The sequence below is a fragment of the Brevibacillus antibioticus genome (assembly GCF_005217615.1).
Taxonomy (GTDB): Bacteria; Bacillota; Bacilli; order Brevibacillales; family Brevibacillaceae; genus Brevibacillus; species Brevibacillus antibioticus.
The window spans coordinates 256996-278568 of the sequence record NZ_SZNK01000001.1 but is presented as its reverse complement, the minus strand read 5'-3'; the positions used below and the strand labels follow the sequence as shown (position 1 = coordinate 278568).

At 47.5% G+C, this 21573-nt stretch carries 18 protein-coding genes and 2 tRNA genes; 9 read left to right on the top strand and 11 right to left on the bottom strand.

What is annotated here, in order from left to right:
- Positions 1-86 precede the first annotated feature (86 nt).
- On the bottom strand, positions 87-293 hold the full coding sequence (locus E8L90_RS01270; RefSeq protein WP_137027654.1) for a cold-shock protein: 207 nt from the start codon (positions 291-293) through the stop codon (positions 87-89).
- A gap of 124 nt (positions 294-417) precedes the next feature.
- On the opposite strand from E8L90_RS01270, the gene E8L90_RS01265 reads away from it, so the two are divergent.
- The gene (locus tag E8L90_RS01265) at positions 418-876 is read left to right on the top strand and encodes a hypothetical protein (protein ID WP_137027653.1); all 459 of its coding nucleotides are present in this window, start codon (positions 418-420) and stop codon (positions 874-876) included.
- A gap of 186 nt (positions 877-1062) precedes the next feature.
- The gene (putP, locus tag E8L90_RS01260; RefSeq protein ID WP_425267095.1) at positions 1063-2526 is read left to right on the top strand and encodes a sodium/proline symporter PutP; all 1464 of its coding nucleotides are present in this window, start codon (positions 1063-1065) and stop codon (positions 2524-2526) included.
- Positions 2527-2654: 128 nt separating this feature from the next.
- On the opposite strand, the gene pdxR is transcribed toward putP, so the two are convergent.
- Positions 2655-4076 carry a MocR-like pyridoxine biosynthesis transcription factor PdxR gene (gene pdxR / locus E8L90_RS01255; protein ID WP_137027651.1) on the bottom strand — a complete coding sequence of 474 codons (1422 nt, stop codon included), beginning with the start codon at positions 4074-4076 and terminating at the stop codon, positions 2655-2657.
- Between the two features lie 114 nt (positions 4077-4190).
- Between pdxR and E8L90_RS01250 the strand changes: the two genes are divergently transcribed.
- Positions 4191-4802 (top strand): GNAT family N-acetyltransferase, encoded by a 612-nt coding sequence (locus tag E8L90_RS01250; RefSeq protein WP_137027650.1) that lies wholly within the window; start codon positions 4191-4193, stop codon positions 4800-4802.
- Positions 4803-5085: 283 nt separating this feature from the next.
- The gene (locus tag E8L90_RS01245) at positions 5086-5949 is read left to right on the top strand and encodes a hypothetical protein (RefSeq protein WP_137027649.1); all 864 of its coding nucleotides are present in this window, start codon (positions 5086-5088) and stop codon (positions 5947-5949) included.
- 106 nt (positions 5950-6055) lie between these two features.
- On the opposite strand, the gene E8L90_RS01240 is transcribed toward E8L90_RS01245, so the two are convergent.
- Complete coding sequence (locus E8L90_RS01240; RefSeq protein ID WP_137027648.1) at positions 6056-8023, bottom strand: dynamin family protein; 1968 nt, start codon at positions 8021-8023, stop codon at positions 6056-6058.
- Entirely contained in the window at positions 8020-9690 is a 1671-nt protein-coding gene (locus E8L90_RS01235; protein WP_137027647.1) for a dynamin family protein, read from the bottom strand. The genes E8L90_RS01240 and E8L90_RS01235 overlap by 4 nt, the downstream gene beginning before the upstream one ends.
- 376 nt (positions 9691-10066) lie before the next feature.
- Between E8L90_RS01235 and E8L90_RS01230 the strand changes: the two genes are divergently transcribed.
- The 3 genes from E8L90_RS01230 to E8L90_RS01220 are packed head-to-tail and all read left to right on the top strand — an operon-like array spanning position 10067 to position 13973.
- A complete protein-coding gene (locus E8L90_RS01230) occupies positions 10067-11641 on the top strand; it encodes a spore germination protein (protein ID WP_137027646.1) in 1575 nt (524 codons plus the stop codon).
- Positions 11642-12748, top strand: a complete 1107-nt coding sequence (locus E8L90_RS01225) for a GerAB/ArcD/ProY family transporter (RefSeq protein ID WP_137027645.1) — start codon at positions 11642-11644, stop codon at positions 12746-12748.
- Positions 12741-13973, top strand: a complete 1233-nt coding sequence (locus tag E8L90_RS01220) for a Ger(x)C family spore germination protein (protein ID WP_137027644.1) — start codon at positions 12741-12743, stop codon at positions 13971-13973. Before E8L90_RS01225 ends, E8L90_RS01220 begins: the two co-directional genes overlap by 8 nt.
- Positions 13974-14199: 226 nt before the next feature.
- Here E8L90_RS01220 and E8L90_RS01215 read toward each other — a convergent pair whose 3' ends face one another.
- From E8L90_RS01215 to E8L90_RS01185, 7 genes are all read right to left on the bottom strand, one after another.
- Entirely contained in the window at positions 14200-14724 is a 525-nt protein-coding gene (locus E8L90_RS01215) for a type 1 glutamine amidotransferase domain-containing protein (RefSeq protein WP_017250689.1), read from the bottom strand.
- A 26-nt stretch (positions 14725-14750) separates the two neighbouring features.
- Positions 14751-17846 (bottom strand): ATP-binding protein, encoded by a 3096-nt coding sequence (locus E8L90_RS01210; protein ID WP_482758292.1) that lies wholly within the window; start codon positions 17844-17846, stop codon positions 14751-14753.
- Between the two features lie 152 nt (positions 17847-17998).
- The gene (locus E8L90_RS01205; RefSeq protein ID WP_244297127.1) at positions 17999-18439 is read right to left on the bottom strand and encodes a 23S rRNA (pseudouridine(1915)-N(3))-methyltransferase RlmH; all 441 of its coding nucleotides are present in this window, start codon (positions 18437-18439) and stop codon (positions 17999-18001) included.
- 61 nt (positions 18440-18500) lie between these two features.
- Positions 18501-19616, bottom strand: a complete 1116-nt coding sequence (locus tag E8L90_RS01200) for a response regulator (RefSeq protein WP_137027642.1) — start codon at positions 19614-19616, stop codon at positions 18501-18503.
- Positions 19617-19782: 166 nt separating this feature from the next.
- Positions 19783-19865, bottom strand: a tRNA-Leu gene (locus E8L90_RS01195).
- A 17-nt stretch (positions 19866-19882) separates the two neighbouring features.
- Positions 19883-19959: transfer RNA gene (locus E8L90_RS01190), tRNA-Pro, on the bottom strand.
- A gap of 116 nt (positions 19960-20075) precedes the next feature.
- Complete coding sequence (locus E8L90_RS01185; protein WP_137027641.1) at positions 20076-20582, bottom strand: hypothetical protein; 507 nt, start codon at positions 20580-20582, stop codon at positions 20076-20078.
- 132 nt (positions 20583-20714) lie between these two features.
- On the opposite strand from E8L90_RS01185, the gene E8L90_RS01180 reads away from it, so the two are divergent.
- Positions 20715-20939, top strand: coding sequence for a hypothetical protein (locus E8L90_RS01180; protein ID WP_007722024.1), 225 nt, complete (start codon positions 20715-20717; stop codon positions 20937-20939).
- A gap of 98 nt (positions 20940-21037) precedes the next feature.
- Complete coding sequence (gene fosB / locus E8L90_RS01175; protein ID WP_137027640.1) at positions 21038-21463, top strand: metallothiol transferase FosB; 426 nt, start codon at positions 21038-21040, stop codon at positions 21461-21463.
- Positions 21464-21573: the final 110 nt, after the last annotated feature.

Sequence of the window (21573 nt, the reverse complement as noted above, 5' to 3'; positions counted from 1 at the left end):
GACGCCGTCTGCCTTGTACAGGTATGACGGCGTTTTTGAATCGAAGGAAGTCCTTCGTCATGTGTTTTTAGAAGAGGTTACCTCTTTTACACGATTTTCCTCGCCACATTGGCGGCTTGCAGCCCACGCTGCCCATTCACGATCTCAAAAACCACCTGCTCGCCTTCCTCCAAGTTCCGGTAACCAGCCCCCGTAATCGCAGAATAGTGTACGAATACATCAGATCCGCCATCGCGCTCAATAAACCCATAGCCCTTTTCTTTGCTGAACCATTTTACTTTCCCTTGAATCATTGTGTTTCCTCCCTGTAATCAGTGCAGCTCTTACGCTTACCTCATCATATGCGGATGCGAAGTCAGTGGATATACGGTAAAATAAATAAAGTAGGAATCGTCACGCTAGAAAGGAGTGAACCACATGAAAAAAGCATGGATTGTTGCATGCGCGCTGCTGCTCACTGCCTGCTCCGATCTATCCGAAGGGGTCCAAACCGCCCAGCAAGCAGTAGAAACAGGTCAGCAAGCGATTGAGACAGGCAAACAGGCTGTCGAAGCTGGCAAGCAACTGGCTGAGTCTGAAGTCGCCAAACAGCTACAAACATACCTCCAGCAAAAATACGAATCCTCTGAAGCATTGCGTAATGCCATGTTCAGTGGAGATGGTCAGTTACTCGTAAACGAATTGCAAAAGACCGAGCTTGCGAACTTCAGCTTTTACAAATCTGACATGTTTGGTGTTGAATATACAGGCACACTCTCTGCCGATGGTACTTTCAAAGTGCTCAAGCACGATTTGAACAACCAAGGTGCGGAGCCTACTGTCGTAAAGGAATTCAAAGTAACACTCGACGGAAACGGTCAGGTTCAAGTTCAGTAATCAGGAAAATATTTCAAGAAGAGCCTGCGATCCATCATCGCGGGCTTTTTCGTGTTATTAAAAAACTTTTTATTGGGTTTCTACAAAATTTTCTGTGTTTCCTTATAGATTTTTATAATTGGGCATGATAATGTGTAAGATGTTCATATAATTTTCACAAATACTAAACACAACGAGGTGATGACAATGAATATGCTGCTCGCATCTATTATTGTGTACATGGCAGGTATGCTCCTGATCGGCTATTATGCCTACAAACGTACCTCCAATCTGACAGACTACATGCTCGGCGGTCGGTCGCTCGGTCCAACTGTAACCGCTCTCAGCGCGGGTGCATCCGACATGAGTGGCTGGTTGATGATGGGCCTGCCGGGCGCCATGTTTGCCCAAGGTCTTAGCGCATCCTGGATTGCTATCGGTCTGACTCTCGGAGCTTATGCCAACTGGCTGTATGTCGCTCCCCGCCTTCGTTCGTATACAGAGGTCGCCAACAACTCGATTACGATTCCTGCTTTTTTGGAAAATCGTTTCGGGGACGGGTCTCGGATGCTTCGTCTTGTCTCGGCCCTTGTTATTATGATCTTTTTTACCTTTTACGTCTCATCCGGTCTCGTCTCTGGAGGCGTGTTGTTTGAAAACACCTTCCACCTGAGCTATCAAACGGGGCTATGGATTGTTGGATTGGTCACTATTGCCTACACATTGTTTGGCGGCTTCCTCGCTGTAAGCTGGACGGACGCTGTACAAGGACTCATCATGGTCATTGCGCTCATTCTCGTACCGCTCGTGACCGTTCTTACAGCGGGCGGATTTGGTGAAACATTTACCGAGATTCACGCTGTCGATCCCTCCTTGCTCGATATTTTTAAAGGGACGAGCCTGCTCGGCATCATTTCTTTGTTTGCATGGGGTCTCGGCTATTTCGGACAACCGCACATTATCGTTCGCTTTATGGCGATCACGTCCACGAGTGAGATTAAAAAAGCACGCAGCATCGGTATGGGCTGGATGATTTTCTCCGTCATTGGCGCCATGCTGACAGGTCTGGTCGGTATCGCCCTGTACTCCAAGCAAGGCTGGACGTTGAGCGATCCCGAAACGATCTTCATCCAGCTGGGTACGATCCTGTTCCATCCACTCATTACCGGATTTTTGCTGGCGGCGATTTTGGCAGCGATCATGAGTACGATTTCCTCTCAGCTGCTCGTCACCTCCAGCTCCTTGACCGAGGATATTTACAAAACCTTTTTCAAGCGTTCTGCAACTGACAAAGAGCTGGTCACCTTTGGCCGCTTGTCCGTCTTGCTTGTATCTGTCATCGCCTTTTTGCTCGCCTTGAATAAAAATGACACGATCCTCGATCTCGTTGGATATGCGTGGGCCGGATTCGGCGCTTCGTTTGGGCCTGTCATTCTGCTCTCCCTCTATTGGAAGCGCATGAACAAATGGGGTGCTCTCGCCGGTATGGTCGCTGGCGCATTTACCGTCATCATCTGGACTCGTTTTGATGTGCTGAAGGACTTCCTCTACGAGATGGTTCCCGGCTTTGCCATTAGCCTGCTCGCCATCGTGGTTGTCAGCCATTTAACTAGTAAGCCTTCGAATGAAGTAACTGCTCAATTTGATGAGTACCAAAAAAGCATGAAATAATCCTTGCTGGTAAAAGCCAAGCAGCCTATGCGCTAGACAATTACTCTGTCCCACGCCATAGGCTGCTTTTTTCTGTTGAAACTATTTGAGACACTCATCGGAACGAGAAAATCCGGCAAAAGCGCCAATCATAACGAAAACCAAGCTTCTGCTAGACGACTGATTCCTTCTGCAATGTCTTGTTCCTCCACTCCACCAAATCCAACGATGATTCGCGGTCGCACATTCGTCGGATCGTTGGCCCAGTTATGGCCGCTCGGATAAACGCGAACATCGGACGCACGCGCTAGCTCGATCAGCTCCTTTTCCGTTCGGGAAGTATCTACCTCTAGCAAAATATGCAGCCCCGCTGACTGTCCCAAAACTCGTACTTCCCGGGGCATGTAGGTCTGTATCGACAGAAGCAATGCATCGTGCTTGCGGTGATAGACGGTGCGCATTTTTCGGACATGCTTTTCCCAATAGCCCTTTTGCATGAACAACTGCATACTCCGCTGCAAATGGCGGGAAACCGGAGAAGGATACGCCTGGAATCCTTCCAAATATCGCCCGAGCAATTGCCGCGGAAGCACCGTGTAATCCAAGCGAAGTGCTGGAGAAAATGCTTTAGAAAAATTGCCGATATAAACCACACATCCGTCCCGATCCATCCCTTGCAAAGATGGCGTAGGGTGTACATTGTAGCGGAATTCACCATCGTAATCATTTTCGATGATGATTCCGTTCCTTTTCTTTGCCCACTGCAACAATTGCTGACGCTGACCGACTGGCATAACCATCCCATACGGAAATTGATGGGCAGGCGTCGTGTACACCACCGTTGCCTCGCTTTTCTCCAAGGCTTCAATGGACAGTCCGTCTTCCGCTAGCGGGATGGACACGACCTCATAGCCGTGCTGGGAAAAGACGATTCGTGCATCTGCATAGCCAGGCTCCTCGATCGCAACCACACGATGTCGATCTGCCAAGAGCAGACATAAAAAGCTGAGAGCCTGCTGTAATCCAGTGCCGATGATGATATGCTCAGGCCGACAAATGAGCGTACGTGCTCTGCGCAAATATTTACTGACCTCTTCTCGGAGCTCCCACTCTCCTTGATCATCCCCGTAAAAAGAAAAATCCTCGGGATAGACATCCAGTGCTTCCAGCATGCAAGAACGCCATGCAGCGTAAGGAAAAGACTTCGTATCGACGACAGAACCGTGAAAGTTGAAGCGACAGGTAAGATGCTCCCCTTTTTTCTTTTTCAAGAGAGATGAGTACAAGGCAATCTCCTCATCCTGCTCCACTGGCTCTGACCATCTCTCGATCTCGGCAGCATAAAAGCCACTTCGCTCCCGGCTCACGATGTAGCCTTCTGCGAGCAGTTGCTGATAGGCAGCCTCAATCGTATTTTTTCCGACGCCGCTTGCTTTCATCAACTGACGAATCGACGGCATCTTGGTTCCGGACGGTATCTCTCCCGATGCAATCCGTTTGCTCAATTGCTTGTATAGCTGCTGATACAGAGGTTCCTTGCTCTGTGCATCCATGACCGGCATGTACTCCATCAGCGGCCCTCCATTCTGTCCCTATCCAACTCTCCCAAACTGTCACTATGTATAGGAGCAGTTCTCTTTTACAATGATTGTACCAGATTCACCCAAACGAAAGGAGAACAAGTCATGCGTATTCATTTGCAAGGAGAAAAGGTCGTTCTACGAGATATTCGAGCAGAAGATATAGATACGATCTACTATTGGCAATACGAAGCAGAAGATCGTGAACATCTCAATTGGAATGGCCCCTACAAACCTCTTGATCCGTACACAAAAGAAGAGTATCGTGCCCTTCCACGCTACCAGGAGTCTCTCGCTCTCATTGGGACAGATGCCCCCAGAACCGAGCTGATGATTGAGATTGACGGCGAGCTAAAGGGCAGTGTCGGTCGCTACTGGGTATCTGAGGAGACGAACTGGTGCGAAATCGGAATCGTCATTTACGACTCCCGTTACTGGCAGAATGGCTATGGCCGGGAAGCGTTTCGAATGTGGATCGACTACTTGTTTACCCACATGGATACTGTCCGTTTAGGCATTGGTACGTGGTCCGGCAACGAACGGATGATGAAACTGGCTGCTCACATGGGAATGGTGGAAGAAGCGCGGGTACGCAAAGCAAGGATTGTTCGCGGCGAATATTACGATGCGATTAAGATGGGGATTTTGCGTGAGGAATGGGAGGATCGGAATTTGGTAGCTCCTGCACCAATTAATCATGTGACACGAGCCACCTAACAACCCAAAAAGGGCAGTCCCCTCGTCATTACAAGACCGGGAACTGCCCTTTTCATTTTCCCACCAAATCGAAACTATTCCAGCTCAGCCGCCACACGACTCACTTTTGCTGGCAGTTCGTCGTTAGCAAAGGACAGTGTTCCCACCGCGGCATGATTTTATCAAACTCACATCAACTTAAAAACAATATTTTACATATATTCAATGATATACTAAGTTCTAATCTATAAATATTTACAACTCGTTCATTTTAAATCGAATCGTGCACACCACAGGAGGAACCATGAGGCTGAAAATATGTAAACTCGACGAGATAATCGTCATTGGGGTCCCAGAGGATTTGGATTTTGATTCTCACGACGATGATTACGCACAATTTTACAATCCTCGCCTCACTGAGATCGAGCATGTACTTGAGCCAGAAAAAATATTTGAGGCGTGGGATTCAGATGGTACGATCATCGGAAAAAGAGTGAGTCATATTGAACACATTCCAGATGGGTGCTTTGTGAAAAAGATACCCGCAGGAGAATTTGCCAAGCTTTACAAGAGTCAATTGCAGTACGAACTAGATATGTTTGCCAGGACAAATTATATCGAAGAAATGAGCTATGGATTATTTACCAAAGAGACCAAAAAAAACGGCTATACACAACAATTTTCCTATCGGCCAGTTCAGTATAGTCCTGGTGTTGTGAATACACGTACGATTCCGTCTTTAGAGAAAGAACGTTCTAAGTCGTTAAAAGAACGTTATGTTTCCATCTTTTTTGATACGGAAAGCTGTAGCTTTCGCCGATTTGTATACAAGCGATATATTACACAGGACAGAGGTTTTCTCTGGGAATTAGCGAGATTCAAAAACAACGATAAGGGTATCGTCAGAGAAGGGCTTTCAAAAAATGAAGCTGCAACATTTTTACTCCAAAAAGGCGAGGTACTCGTATTTTGGGAAGGGTACAGCACGTTTGGTAAAGAGATGATCCGTGACAAAGTAATGACGATGGACCCAAAGCATCTGCTAGAAAACTACACGCGCTTCACCTTGGATATGTACATTTTTGATGAGTCATTGACGTGGACAGTTATTTTTCAGCACGAACGAGACGAAGATGGATTCAAGCATATTTTGCTGCGGGTAGAGTGATGAATGGGCATACTCGTTATGTGCTCCTCCCACTTCTACCGAAAAAGGGCAATCCCAGGTCTGAATAAGACACAGGGACTGCCCTTTTTACTTGTGGGAAAATGTATTACGCCAACTCAGCCGCCACACGACTCACTTTTGCAGCCAGCTCGTCGAGATCGACGTTCATCTCAAGCGCCGCAAACAGACCTGTGAAATACTCGTTGATCTGGTCGATGACGCGATTGCGCTCATGCGCTACCAGCTCTTGGAACAGCGTAGAAAACTGCTCATCCAACTGCTTGTTTCCGATTTCTACATACGCGCTCACTGGTTCTTGCATGCGCTTCTCCAGCTCTTCACGCATTTTCACTTTTCCATCCTGCTCGAAAAAGTCTTTGGTGTTTTTGAATAAGGAAATCGCTGATGCAAATGCAGATTCTGCTACTGGCAGTTCGTTAGCAAAGGACAGTGTTTCCACCTGTCGCTGCTGATAAGGTGCCAAAGTCAACCCTGCTGCGTAGCCTTGTGCATCCTTTTGCCACGCCGCAACAAGTGATGTCCCCTGCTTGTTCGTGAATTTCTCCAAACGAAGTGTAGTCGCTCTCAGCTCCTGCGCCAAGTCGTAGCTGATCGAACGCAGAAGATCAGTCAAGCATCCTTGCAGTGCTTGCTTCATGTTGCGTCCATCGTCCTTGATGACAGCCGGGTTAAAAGCGAGATTGAACAATTCGTTGAAACGGAAGAACAAGCGCTGGCGAACGTAGTACAGCAGCTCTTCGCGTTCTTTTGCCAAGTCGCGTTCGAACGAAGCGGTAGACAGTGCTTCAACAGCTGATAGAGCCTGTGTCTTGGCGTTGCTTGCTGCTTCTTTGCGCAACTGACGCTCGTCTTCTCCGGACTGTGCCATACGCATGAATTCTGTCAAGGTATCATGGGCGCGACGGATTTCACCGATTGCAGCATTCACAGCAATTTGCGTCAGCTCTTCAATGGTAAAGCGGAGGAACTCTGCTTCAAACGACGCCATTCCCGAGAACTTGAATGCTTCATCTGCTGGCATCAGCGGCTCGCCTTCAGCCGTATTCGTGCGCTGGCGGTATACTTTCTCCGCAGAAGCTGCCAGCTTGCCTTTTTCATGCATCCGTGCCAACAGAGCAGTCTGGCTGGATACCGGATAAATACGTGGGAGGCGAATGCCGCACGATAGGAGGTTTTTCTCTACGTGGGTAAGGACACCCTGCAATTCTTCTTCATTCGCTGCGAGGTCACAAGCATTGACGACAAAGAACATTTTGTCCATTTCAAACGTATCCTTGACGCGCCCCATTTGCAGCAAAAATTCGCGGTCAGCCTGTGCAAAGGCATGGTTGTAATACGTCACGAACAGGACCGCATCCGCGTTTTTCATGTATTCGAACGCCACACCTGTGTGACGTGCATTGATGGAATCCGCACCAGGCGTATCAACAAGAACGATGCCCTGGTCTGTCAGCGGGCAGGAATAGAACAGCTCGATGTACTCTGCGAAACAAGCTTTTTCTTCCTTTGCCACAAAGCCTTTGAATGCCTGCATATCCACCAGCAGTTCGCCACCCAGATGAGCCGACATCTCTGGCAAACCTTTTGTAACAGCTTTCAAAAAGGTGAAATGCGGTTTTGCCGTAGGCGGAATTTGGGCGACGTCGATCTTGCCGAGCTCAGCCAACGCCCCATCCAGATCAGTTGCAACCAGTCCAAACACAGCGAGTGAACGGATGACATCCTGCTCGATTGCTTCGCGCTCCTTCAAAACGACGCGCACAGTTCCATGCGGGCGTTCATCTGTAGGCGGCATAATTTTGTTGATCGCTGCTGTCGTCGGATTCGGCGATACAGGCAGCACGAGATCGCCCATCAAGGCATTGGCAAATGAGGATTTTCCTGCGCTAAAAGCGCCAAACAGCGCAACGGTAAAACGATTGGCAGTCAGGCGATCTGCTCGATCCAGCATCGCCTGTGCCTGTGCTTGCATCCCTGGTACGGAAACGACTTCTTCACTTGCGCGTCGCAGACGCTCTGCTGCCGCAATTAGTTTGTCTCGTAGTTGATTCATGCTACTTGTTCTCCTCCACGCATAATCGCCAACAGACGACCCTTGGTTTCTTCTTCTCTTGCTGCCAGTCCTGCCAGCTTTTGATGCAACGCTGCCATTTCACGTAATACGCCAAGACGCTCGCCTTGAGCAGCACTCTCGACACGCACATGCTCCTTGATCATCTCAACCACTTGTGCAATGAAGGAGAGACCCACTCGTCTGTATTCGAGCTTCATCCCGCTGGAAATATCCGCACAGTAGTTCAGGACGTACTCATCCGAAGCAGCACCCTCTTTGATGTGCTTGCTCAGGAACTCGCCTGTAATCTCGATCTTGGTCGCGTGCACACTGGCGTGATATTCTTCGCTCCGCAAATCGAACACTTGCGGTTGCTTGCCGAGCCATTCTTTGAAATGGAAGTCGAGATTTCCCGCCACTTTTTCGCGGAACTCAACGAGAAGCGCTTCTTCACGACGTGCGCGCTCTTCCTCTGTCTTCTTGCCTGCAAACAACAACCCCACCTTGAAGCCCGGTTTGCGGCTCTCCAAGTAGCTTCGTGCTGCTTCGTTCGTGCTGAAATAAGTCAAACGAGCATTGTCCAAAAGTACACTCAGCTCTTTTTCCATCTGCATTCGGGCATCCTCAGCACGCTGCTCTAAAGCCGCTGCTGTCGCTTCCTCCTGCTCAAGAGCTTCTTGCACAGCCGCTGCATGACGACTGTCGATGCCTTCTACTTCCAGACCATCCAACTGGGCTTCCCACTGCTGGCGTTGATCTGCCTGACTTGTTCTAACTACTTGGATGTGTTCATCGATCAAATGCTCGGCGGCACTGCGAACGCTCGTACCAACCAGCTTTTCACGATCAGTGATCAACTGCGCAAGCATGCCCTTAAATTCCGCATACATGTTCTCAGAATGATCGGGTTCCGCAAGCGACGTGTAAAATATCCCATCTGGATGGATGTTCCAGGTCGCGAATGCCTCCTCGACACTTTCCTTATAACTATCGAAATCCAATTCGAAATCAATATGTTTATCAATCATGTTCACAACCAGATAAACCGGCTTGCCACGGTCCTTCAACGTCTTCGTAAAGTTGAAGTTCTCTTCGGCTTGAACATGGTTATAATCCATCATGTAAATGACGACGTCAGCCAAATGCAGAGCAGATTCTGTAGCGATTTTGTGTGCGGCATCCGTTGAGTCAATACCCGGTGTATCGAGCAAGCTGGCGTATTCGTCAAGGAATGTTCCCGGATAAGAGACCTCTACGGATTCAACCGTATCTCCGTCAACTGCAAACTGCTTGAGCTTCTCCATCTCCGTATCTGGATCAAATGTAAGGACTCCGCTGTTCATAGTGAAGACGCGAGCCGCTTTTTCTCCCCCACGAATCTTCACGACATTCGCACTTGTCGGAATCGGATTGGACGGCAACAAATTGACACCCAAAAGCGTGTTAATCATCGTTGATTTACCAGCGGAAAAATGTCCGCAAAACGCAATATTCAGTTCAGCGCGCTTTGTTTTCGCCGCCAATTGAATAAGCTTGTGAGGCGTGGTTTCGTCTCCCTGCGATTTCATTACTTCCGCGAGTTCTTCCCATGTATGTGCCAGTCGGGAAAAGTCCGTTTCCCGGATCAATACTTGACTGTCAAGCACTTCTATTCCACCCTTCTCCATCTTTCCTACTCTCTCTACTAATACCTGTTCAAAAAGTGTTCAAAGAGTCGTCTTTTCAGCATCGAGAAAGTGGCGAGAACCTGAAGAAGGAGGAGCGGAGTGTAGGGGACCTACATGAGCACCGGACTTCGATGGTGAACGCCAGTTTCGATGTGGAATAAGCTTTCATGACTACTTCATGATCAAAAGACGATTTTTTGAACTTCCTTTTTACTACACTCTATTCTACCATGCCGAATGTATCATAGGTCACAAATGAGTTCAATTCAAAACTATGAAAGATTTAGCATTCGCCTATTCTTCCGCATAATTTTCCTCTCATCTGGAAAAAATCGCACTAACATGATATTCGCATTCTGAACGGGAGGAACTTCAAATGATGCGAAGATTTTTGTCACAGCGTCGCCAAAAGAAAACTCCCTCTTTTATCGAACAGCGTTTGCAGCAGCGAAATGATCCTGCGCTTGCACTATCGACCAATTTGCAGCAAAACATGGAGACGTTCAAGACTGTGCTGGGCAGCCCACACGATTTATTAATTCGTTCCTTTACGATCGGCAACACCAAACATTCCTGTGCCGTTATTGCGATTGATGGATTGGCGAACTGCGATATGTTGGATACGCAAGTCCTCGGACAAATCCAGTTGATGATTTCAACTGCTTCCAAAGTAGTACCAACTGAACCAGATGAGATTGTCCGGATGCTTTATGAGGAAGTGCTTTCTGTCGTTGAAATATCGAAAGCAACGGATTTGACAAAAGTACTCGAAGGCATTCTTTCCGGGGATACAGCCATTTTTGTAGATGGAACGACCGAAGTCATTATTGTCGACAGCAAGGGATGGAAAACGCGCGCCATTGAGGAGCCTGTCTCCGAAGGCTTAGTGCGAGGTCCGCGGGATGGCTTTACGGAGAGTATCCGGGACAACACCGTTCACATACGCAGACGTATCAAAGACCCGAACTTGCGCTTTGAAGGGTCCATCATAGGCAGACGCAGCCGAACAGATGTGATCCTCGCCTACATGGAAAACATCGTTGATCCAGAGCTATTAGATGAAGTGAGACGGCGAATCTCTACGATCGATGTTGACGAGATAGAAGAGTCCGGTTTTATCGAGCAATGGATTGAAGATGATTTTTTATCGCCTTTTCCGCAGATTCATAACACGGAGCGTCCCGATAAAGTGAGTGCAGCATTGTTTCAAGGCCGCATTGCGATATTGGTGGACAGCACTCCCATGGTGCTCATTTTGCCTGTGACGATTGGCTTGCTCCTGCATTCACCAGAAGATTACTACGAGCGTTGGATTGTCGGTTCATTAGCTAGGCTGTTGCGGTATTTGGCAGCCTTTCTGGCCGTCTATTCGCCCGCTTTCTATATCGCTCTCGTCACCTTCCACCCTGGCTTGATCCCGTCTGATCTCGCCTTCTCCATTGCAGCCACACGTGATGGGGTTCCATTTCCGGCATTCGTAGAAGCAATCATGATGGTGACGACGATGGAGCTGTTGCAGGAGGCCGGAATACGCTTACCGAAACCGATCGGCCAGACCATCGGAATCGTCGGGGGTCTCGTCATCGGTGACGCAGCGGTATCTGCGGGTATCGTCAGTCCTGTCATGGTTATCGTCGTCGCCCTCACTGCCATCGCTTCTTTTGCCATCCCTTCTTATCACCTTGCCATCGCCTTTCGGATGATTCGTTTTTTCGCCATGTTCATGGCGGCCATTTTTGGTATTTATGGGGTGGTGCTAAGCTTTATTGCCATCATGATTCATTTATCCAATCTGACTAGCATCGGATACCCTTATTTGGCACCTCTTGCTCCACAGATGCCGAGGGATTGGAAGGATATGATTTTGCGCGCACCTGTTACCTTTTTGAAAACCCGACCAGATGCCCTTCACTCGAAAAATGAAAACAGAATGAATACAGGAGGGTCGTAAGTGAGTGCACAAACCTTGGCGGAGAAAATGATCAGCAAAACTCATATGGGGATTAACATTGCCTCAGTCACAATCGGCGTCGGCATTCTGACTTTTCCCCGTTCCTTAGCCAAGGCAACCGGAGCATTCGATGGATGGATTTCCGTCGTGATCAGCGGTCTTTGTGCATGCCTGATTGGCTGGCTGCTTGCCAAGCTGGCGACTCGGTTTCCGAGACAAAGCTTCTTTGAATACAGCTCGATCATCGCGAGCAAACCGATCGCCTACATCTTGACCTTTCTCGTCTGTATTTACACGATGCTATTTGTCTCGTTTGAAATCAGGGCAATCGGAAACATCGCCAAGCAGTACCTGTTCTACAATACCCCTGTGGAAATGATCACGCTCTCCTTTCTCTTGATCGTTCAATATTCCGTGGTTGGATCACGGATTGCCATGCTGCGGCTCAACTTGCTGTTTTTGCCTGTGGTTCTTGTCGTCATGTTCGTCGTCCTGCTGTTTACTACCCAGTTGCTTGAGATCGAAAATATTCGCCCCTTCTTTTCTTCTGACTGGCGCTCTCTCTTGGAAGGCACCAGAGTTGTGGGGCTGTCTTATTCTGGCTTTGAGATTATCCTTTTTTACACCATGCTGATGAAAAAGCCTCAAGAAGGGGCAAAGGCCGTGACGTTAGGTCTCTCGATCCCCATTTTGCTCTACATGACCATCTACATGTTCGCCATCGGAGTATTCTCTGCGGAGGTTGCGACGAACTTGACCTATCCAACCATCGAGCTGGCAAAAGAGGTCGAAATCCCCGGCGGATTTTTTGAACGGGTGGAGTCCATTTTCTTCACCATCTGGATCATGACGATCTTCAACACATGTGCCATGTGGCTTGATATTACCGTGCTCAACTTGTCGTCCATGTTCCACAAGGTACACAAAACGATTTGGGTGCTCATTCTTTCTCCCATGATTTATTTTCTCGCGATGCTCCCGCAAAACCTGGTTGATTTCTTCGCGTTTGCAGACAGCATCACTTATTTCGGAATGATCGTCGTCTATTTATGTCCGATTTTGCTGCTCCTTATCGCTGTCATAAGAGGTGTAAAAGGTCATGAATAGACAGCTCATTGCTTTCTGCCTCTTCCTGCTTCTCTCGACTTTGCTGGCTGGATGTTGGGATCAGGTTCAAATTGAGGAACGAGGATTTGTGGTAGGCGTAGCGGTTGATAAACCTCGTACAAAAGAAGCCGAGCAGCAAGCCAAACAAGAGGCTCCAGACAAGCCTCAAGTAAAAGAACGCTTTCTCGTCACCCATCAATTCGTCGTCCCCGGTGGATTGATCTCCGGCGGCCAAGGAAGCGGCAGTGGTCAAAACTCAGCCAATGAGGCTTACCTCAACCTCATATCCGAGGGGGATTCTCTTTTCGAGATTTCCCGCGAATTGGCTACCCGGACCAGCAGAACTCCGTTTTATCAGCATATGAAGATCCTGATCGTTTCCGAAGACGTCGCCCGTACGAAAAATGGTTTTGCCAGAGCACTCGATTTCTACCTGCGTGATCCAGATTCCAGACGAAGCAGCAAGGTATTTATCTCAAATGGCCCCGCTAAAGAAGTACTGGAAGTCAAACCGAAAACAGAGAAGCTGCCCGCTATTTACGTCAACTCGATTGGAGAAAACGTCAATAAAAATTCCCGCATGCTTCCAGAGGTCCGATTGGGCGATGTCCACGAGGAGCTTCTCAGTTCGTACGGTTTTGTGGTTCCACGCATCAGACCCGAAGATCAGGAGGTAAAATTAGCAGGTGCGGCTGTTTTTTCTCATGAAAATCAGTTGCTAGGTTTTCTCGGGGAAGAAGAGACCGAGGGACTGAATTTTCTTACGGGAAAAGTTAGCGGAGGTATGATAAAAGGCAAGTTTAAAAACAATCTTGTCTCCATGAACATCCAAGGGATCAAGCATAGCATTGAAGCAGATTTACGAGATCGGCAGCACATGAAATTCACGGTAAGTATCGAGTGTGAAGGCACACTGGCCGAGTCTTACACAACAATGGATTCTCTGAATAACATGGCGATGGCTAAGCTTGAACAAGTGTTTGCCGAAGAAATCGAGCGAATGAGTAAGGACACCATCAGGAAGGTCCATAAGCAGATGAAAGTGGATGTTATCAAGCTTGGCAGCTATCTGAAGCAGCATCATTTCTCGCTATGGAAAAAGATTCGACAGGATTGGGAAACAGGGCAGCATCTGTATGAAAAAAGTGAGATAACAGTTCAAGCAAAGGTCTATCTACGCAATATCGGTGCGATCAACCGTACCGAACGCCAAAACAACAGGTGATCCCATGTTCAAATTTTTAGGCGTAGTTCCTCCTTATTTGACCTTCGCAGGGACGGTCATGGCGTTTTTGATTCCCTATCTTTTTTTTAAAATCAATAACAAAATTCACGAGATAGGCGATCCACCATGGAAGAAAAGGAACAACTCCAGTTCGTAACAAAACCCTCTATCAACATCAAAACAAGGGCTTACTCAGCATCTTGAGCAAACCCTTGTTTACCTTCTCCTATTGTTGTGCCAGCAAATCAGCAAATGCTTTGGCGTACGCAGGCAGATCAGGCGGTCTACGTGAACCAACAATGTGACCGTCTACCACGACCTCTTCATCTACCCAAATCGCTCCTGCATTCTCCATATCATCTTTAATGCCTGGCGTCGATGTCGTGGTTACCCCGCGCAAAATTTTTGCAGAAGCAAGCACCCAACCCGCATGGCAAATGTGTCCAATCGGTTTTTTCGCCTCGTGCATCGCAACCACAAACGACAGCACCTCTGGATAGCGACGCAGTTTGTCAGGTGCCCACCCTCCTGGAACGAGTACACCTGCATAGTCGGCAGGATTGACCTCTGCCATCGCTTTGTCAGCCTCACACGGTACACCATACTTCCCTATGTAGACGTGATTCGCTTTCGGGCCGACGAAATGGACGGTAGCGCCTTCCTCTCGCAGTCGCATCACTGGATACCAGAGCTCGAGATCCTCAAATTCACTTTCGACGAAGCAAACCACTTGTTTTCCTGCAAGTCTCAACGTTCTCGCCTCCTTTTCCTTCTATACTACGCTATTGTAGCATGCATCCCCTCAGGTGTAGGTATGTACATGACGACTTTTGTCCCTTTTCCCATTTCAGAGGTGATACTCAAGGTAGCTCCAGGAATGGTATCCAATCGTCTGCGGATGTTTTGGATGCCGATCCTTCCTTTTTGATTTTCGCCTTTTGACATCTGGTACAAGAGATCATCTGCTATGCCGACCCCATCGTCTTCGATCATGACCTTGATGTAATGACCTCCGTCCACAATTGTTAGCGTCACGTGACCTTTTTCGTCCTTTTCGAACAATCCATGCCGGATCGCATTCTCTACGAACGGTTGGATGCTCAAGGAAGGAATCTCTTTTTCAAGAATTCCTTCGTCTACGTGACATACAAAGTCGAAGCCTTCCCCAAAACGAGCCTTTTCGATCTCTACATAAGCATGGATGAGCTCCATTTCCCGAAATAACGGAACGAACAGCGTCGTTCGATCCATATCTAAAATATAGCGCAAATACTGACTGAGCATAGTGATGAGATACGCTGCCTTTTCTCCATCGGTATAGCAGAAAGAAATGACACTGCTTAAAGCATTATAGAGAAAATGCGGCTTGATTTGAGCCTGATGAAACGCGTGTTCATTGCGAATTGCGTCCTGAATGGAGGTCTTCATCGAGATCAGTGTCTGCACGCGGGCAATGAGTGTCTCCGGATCAAACGGTTTGGTCACATAGTCGTTCGCCCCCGCTCTATAGCCGAGCGCAATGTCTTGAGGGGTATCTCTGACGGATGCAAACAGGATTGGCAGGTCTAGAATCGAATACTGCGTTCGCAACAGCTGACACAGCTCAATCCCCGTTACTCCTGGCATCATTACATCCAGAATGACGAGATCAGGTTGTGGCTGCTCCTTGATTTTCTTCATGGCTTCTTTTGCCGAAAAGGCCGAAATGACATTATAGCGATGCCTGGAAAGGATGCTCAGCAAGGTGTGAATGTTGGATGCCTCGTCATCGACAATCATGATGGTGTATTGGTGATCATCCAAAATATTGAGAGGAATCTGCTCACTGGCCTCCCGATGCCTCTCCTGAGCGGTTGCGGCGAGCTCCTGCGTGACCATCTGCTGATGTCCCGTCGCAAGCGTAAATGTCATACGAGTGCCTTTGCCAAGCTCCGAGCTCTCTACCCAAATTTCCCCTCCCATGAGTTCAACCAGCTTGCGATTAATGTATAAACCTACGCCCATGCCTGTATACCCATCCTGTGGCAATAGCTGGTCCACCTGCTCAAAGTAATCAAAAATGGCTTCATGCTTATCCGGTGAAATCCCGATCCCTGTGTCCTCTACAGAAATACGAACCTGCCCCCCCACCACGCCCGCCATTACCTTAATCGAGCCTACACTCGTATGCTTGATGGCATTGTGTACGAGATTATACATGATTTGACGAAGCCGATTCTCATCTGCATGCACCCAAATGTTAGCGGGGACCTGATTTTCAAGTCGGACATCTTTCCCCAGCAATTCGAATTGCAGTACGTCAAAGACAATTTGGGTGATGACCTTGATATCCACAATCGAGAAATGGAGGCGCAGCTCCCCATGCTTCAGGCGAGTAACATCGAGCAAATCACCAACCAGCATAGACAACTTGATCGATGTATCCTTGACGAGCCAAAGATTTTGTCTTTGTTTGGAAGAAAACGCATTACTATCCTCTTCTAGTAAATGGGACGTAATATTGATAATGCCGTGAAGCGGTGTCTTCATCTCATGTGACGTATGCGTCAGAAATTCATCTTTGATCTGATTGGAAATTTTCAATTGATGAGATAGAATTTCTGTCTTTTCATAGGCATTCGTGAATCGAACGGCCAAAAGAATGTTAATGAAGGTAATGAAATACAGAATGCCGATTTTTCCCGCAAGATCAGTGGGCACGATGTTCTCTGCGTATAACAGACCATCAATGAGACTCACCGACAAGGAAATACTCGCACCAACGAAAAGCAGCATTTCTTTTCGGTCCGACGAGTCCCTTTGACTCTTGCTAGATAAATAAAGCAGCCTACCCAATATGAAGAAATGAAAGATTTGCACATAAATCAAAAGAGGCCCTTTCAGATTCGTATAAAAGGAGTAGGGCAAGATGAGTATGACAAGGATGTAGAGAAAAATAGGCGCTGTCAGCTTCACCAGCCAGTTGCGGGATAGGACCCTCGTATCGATGGAGCAGAAAAATAGGGCGAGCAAGATCGAGCTTACGAACAGGGATACATCCTGAGCCTTGTAGGCAACCACGAAAGGAATCGAAGGGAAAAGCTGCAACAGTACCTTCTCACCAAAAACCATGTGATAAATACCAAGAAGAATCATATAGCTGCCGCTGAATAAATAGGTTCTATCCCTCATGCGGAGAAAATAAAAGCTGAGATGGTAGGCAGCCATGATCCCCAGTGTGACGACAAAGGCAATATCCGTTCCGAGCAAGGTGCTGTTTACAATGGCAATATCCTCATCAAAGCCCAGTTGAATCGAGCTCGCAATCCCACCGGTAAAAAACATGAAATTTGCCACTTGAATGACAATCTCCAGCTCCTTGTCATCCGCGGAAAAAAACACGGTATACGGGGTATTCCCTGGCCGATGGGCTTCACTCTCTACGGCTGGCTGTCCGCTTGCACCTTCTTCGTTTCCATTTACATATAATCGGTGGGACATCCGAATGCTCTTTGTTTTTAATCCATATATTTGTCCGTCTTCTGGGAGCTTTACTTGTAATCGATAGGTTGCTGCACCTTTCCGGTCAATACTATCGATGACACTGTCTCCCTTCCACGTTCCAGGCACGACCAGATACGAGGGATTTGCATGTTGCCCTCGTCGAAAATGTTCAGGTGAAAGCAATTTTCCAGGATATATCTCCCATTCCCCATCTAAATTGACCAAGCCTTGACTTTGAAAATCCCAGCTCGACAAATCGAGCAATCCCCGCTGCGCCATAGGCATGTCCCGACTAGGAAAGGTTTGTATATAGATCCCGATAAATACCGCTATGGAAAGCAAAAAAACCAATCCAATCCCGGCAGGCTTCAGGAAATTCCTTCGTTCCAAAAATGTATCCCCTTCCCCTACAGAGCTCGAATATGTACGATCTTTTCGTTTTAAGAGTACCATTTCTCCCTCACAAAAATCTCACAATGCTTTTATGTACAAAGAAAAAAGGAATCTCATAGTTTCGAGATTCCTTATGCCATTGAACTAGACTACCGCATCGGCTCCCCCAAGCTGATTTGCAGTGCTCTGTACAAACGTTCCAATACGACTAAACGCGTCAACTGATGCGGATATGCTTTCTTCGGGAGTGCCAGCCGAATTTGCACAGATAGTTGCTTTGGGGTCCAAAGTTCTCCCTCTCCAGTGAGGGCGATAACATGCTGCTCTTGTTTGACTTGCGCGAGAATTTTTCGTCCTTCCGACTGCCTCACTTGTCCGATTTCGGAGCTGCTCATTTCTTCCATTCGGTCGTCTTCTGGAACTTCGACGATGTTCATTTTGCAATAGACGGCCAAGCGTTTGCTGTATGCTTCCACTCGCGGCAAGATATCATTTTTGATTTTTCCCACAGAGATAATGGTGAATTGCCTGAAACTCGCCTTCTTCCTTTTTCTTAAAATGATAGCAATTCGCTCTCCCAAACTTCTCACATGATCGGAGTTCTATCGTTACGAGGGTAAAAAAAGACAGGAAGAATCAACTCTTCCTGTCTCACTGTCCAATCACACGCATTACCCACTCGCTTATCTCCCGAGGCGGCTCCATATCCCACTCTCGGCGATAGGCATCAGCGAATTTGGCATAATGCTGGGCGATTTTCTGTTTTTGTTCGCCTCTTGCGTATATCTCCATCAAAGCGACATTCATTTCCTCGTGCAAAGGGTACACCGCCAGGTACTCTTCCAGCCTGCCCACAGCCCTTGGTAACTCCGTTGAGGCCATGTCGAGCTCTACCAGTTTGCACACCAGCTCCGTATACTTTTTCCGATACCGTTCTTCCAGAGGAGCTTTCCACAAGAAATCCTTGCGATCAAAAAGGGCCCCCTTGTACATTGCACACAAATTTTCGGCTCCTCCTGTGCTTTGCCTATCCTGTAACGAAGAGAGATCGAATTGCTGGAATACCAATAAATCATACGTCTGATCCATCGGGTGAAATAAATAGCCTTCACCCGTTTTTTGTATATCGATACTGAGCTCTTGCTCCTTTATGATTTTTTTCAGTCGGTACATGGTATTGTGCAGGTTATGCGTGGCTCTGCTCTCGTCCATCTCCGGCCATAAAAGATCAGTCAGATGCCACTTGCTGATATCCTCCTTGGGATGACAGAGAAAGTAGGCAAACAGCTCCTCACTCTTTCTCGTTGGCCATCTAACAACTTCACCTTTTGCATTGCGCACATCCAAGCCACCAAAGCATTGGATGGATACATTCTTCATGGGTTGTTTCGTCGGGGGCGTCAATTGTAGCTGTTTGACTAACCGATTCGTAATTCGTTCAATGGCAGCAGGCGTAACCGGTTTTAAAATATAGTCAAACGCGTACACCTTAAACGCATCCAATGCGTACTGCTTATAGGCAGTGGTAAAAATAATCTTTGTGTACTCAGATAACTCATTTATTTTAGAGCCTAGCTCAAGTCCGTTCATTTTTGGCATTTCTACATCTAAGAACGCCACATCAGGGCACAGATCGGGCAGACAAGCGAGAGCTTCTAGTGGATGGGTGAATGCTCCAACGATCGTATAGTGATCGTGTTGACCGATTACATGCTTCATGAGATCAAGAATGGGTTTCTCATCTTCCACTATCATTACCTTAATCACTGTCTTCCTCTCCTTTGACAGGCTTTGTTTGTCCAGATGCTTTCATGCGATCTTCCCTATCTATTGTCGGTATAATGGACAATGATTGTAAGCACAAAAAAAAAAGTGAGAAACAGGCCTACTCACTGTTCCCCACCTTATAACGAAAACCATATGTATAGATTGCTGGTGCCGGTAGAGGGACTTGAACCCCCACGGTTTCCCTCACGATTTTGAGTCGCGCGCGTCTGCCAATTCCGCCATACCGGCCTATTCAAAATAAAACATGGTCGGGAAGACAGGATTCGAACCTGCGACCCCTTGGTCCCAAGCCAAGTACTCTACCAAGCTGAGCTACTTCCCGATTACCAGCACTATCGGATCTTCTCTCATTCGACAATTTCCGATAAGTATTGCAACACTTACATACTATACAGGCAAATTGAACCAATTGCAATACCGGATTTTTTTGGAATATAGTCATTTTTTCCTAGTTTTTACCTTCCTTCTCCATGGTGTACAGATTTCCCCACATGGTATTTGTCGTTTCAAGAAATCTTGTGGAAGGTTAAACGGATAGTCCAGCGGATGACGCCCTACAACAATCCAACGTCCGTTCGGAAGCTTTTTCAACTGGTACACGCGGAAAAATCGATCACTTGGATCGAAGGCAAACCATACGGCAAGCGTCGCACATCTGCTACCCGAAGACAGTACCTGTGATTTTACAATCGGTGGCGCCCCTATCGTATCCCCTACTGGGATCGCGAGTCGTCCGTTTATTCGCCGCAAATCAAGATTGCCGATCACTCGATTAGCCAGACAAGGGGTCATGAATTTTTGCAGGAAACGGCGAATTTTCAACTTAGAATTGAACCGCTTTGGTAAAATGACTCCGCGATCCCCCACCCGCTTATGTGCGGAAAAGATAATCGTAAAGAATGCTTGCTCTGCCAATCGAATGACCTGCACCCATTGTTTTTTCATCTGACGTCCCCTCCCCCACTCAGACTATGCATCGCGGGAGGAAAACGGTTGGACGCGTATCCATATACATAAACCATTGCGTGCGGGGCAAATTATTACGGTGTTCCATCAAAACCCGCAGGAGGTATAGCAATGCCTAGCCAAATTAACACCGACTCGCTTAAAAAAGCAGAGGTAGCCACAACGCTGGCAAAAAATATGATTACGCAAGCGATCGAGCAATCTGCAGCCAATCCACAGCTCGCCGAAGAAGCCTTGAAGCAAGCATCTCAAGAAATTGCCCAAGCGCAAACGATGGTATCCCAAGTCCAATCCACGCTGCAAACCCAAGCGCAAGCTCAACAAAGTCAATCCTAAACAAATGGCAGGCAGACCCGGAATAGACTGGTGGTTTGCCTGTTTTCCCCATACAATAGCAATAGTTGCAAGATATTGCTAAAAAGGTGGGGGACGTATTGCCGCAACTTCAAGGATTGAATCATTTGCTTTTCTCTGTCTCAGATCTGGAGAAATCTTTTTGTTTTTATCGGGATGTCCTGCATGCCAAACCACTTGTACGAGGTCGCAAACTGGCTTACTTTGACTTGAATGGCTACTGGTTGGCGCTGAATGAGGAAGCAGACATCCCACGCAATGAAATTGCTCACTCTTATACACACATGGCCTTCACGGTTACAGAAGAGTCATTTGATGAGTGGTACGCTCACTTGGAAAAGCATGGCGTTTCCATTTTGCATGGACGGGATCGTTCGGAGCGGGATAAGCGTTCCATTTATTTCACCGACCCTGACGGGCATAAGTTCGAATTACATACAGGCACTCTCCAGGACCGTCTCGCTTACTACCGGGACGCAAAGCATCACATGACCTTTTTTGAATAATCGATGACGTTGACCATTTCTTAATATACTTTTCACAAAATCACAATGGTTCCAAAGATTCAACTCCATTTGTGAATGCTATAATCTATAAAGCACTTATGGCCTATTCC

Excerpts from the sequence above, each read along its gene's own strand:
- E8L90_RS01270 (WP_137027654.1), bottom strand. The coding sequence starts at position 293 with ATGATTCAAGGGAAAGTAAAATGGTTCAGCAAAGAAAAGGGCTATGGG.
- E8L90_RS01265 (WP_137027653.1), top strand. The coding sequence starts at position 418 with ATGAAAAAAGCATGGATTGTTGCATGCGCGCTGCTGCTCACTGCCTGC.
- putP (WP_425267095.1), top strand. The coding sequence starts at position 1,063 with ATGAATATGCTGCTCGCATCTATTATTGTGTACATGGCAGGTATGCTC.
- pdxR (WP_137027651.1), bottom strand. The coding sequence starts at position 4,076 with ATGGAGTACATGCCGGTCATGGATGCACAGAGCAAGGAACCTCTGTAT.
- E8L90_RS01250 (WP_137027650.1), top strand. The coding sequence starts at position 4,191 with ATGCGTATTCATTTGCAAGGAGAAAAGGTCGTTCTACGAGATATTCGA.
- E8L90_RS01245 (WP_137027649.1), top strand. The coding sequence starts at position 5,086 with ATGAGGCTGAAAATATGTAAACTCGACGAGATAATCGTCATTGGGGTC.
- E8L90_RS01240 (WP_137027648.1), bottom strand. The coding sequence starts at position 8,023 with ATGAATCAACTACGAGACAAACTAATTGCGGCAGCAGAGCGTCTGCGA.
- E8L90_RS01235 (WP_137027647.1), bottom strand. The coding sequence starts at position 9,690 with ATGGAGAAGGGTGGAATAGAAGTGCTTGACAGTCAAGTATTGATCCGG.
- E8L90_RS01230 (WP_137027646.1), top strand. The coding sequence starts at position 10,067 with ATGATGCGAAGATTTTTGTCACAGCGTCGCCAAAAGAAAACTCCCTCT.
- E8L90_RS01220 (WP_137027644.1), top strand. The coding sequence starts at position 12,741 with ATGAATAGACAGCTCATTGCTTTCTGCCTCTTCCTGCTTCTCTCGACT.
- E8L90_RS01185 (WP_137027641.1), bottom strand. The coding sequence starts at position 20,582 with ATGAAAAAACAATGGGTGCAGGTCATTCGATTGGCAGAGCAAGCATTC.
- E8L90_RS01180 (WP_007722024.1), top strand. The coding sequence starts at position 20,715 with ATGCCTAGCCAAATTAACACCGACTCGCTTAAAAAAGCAGAGGTAGCC.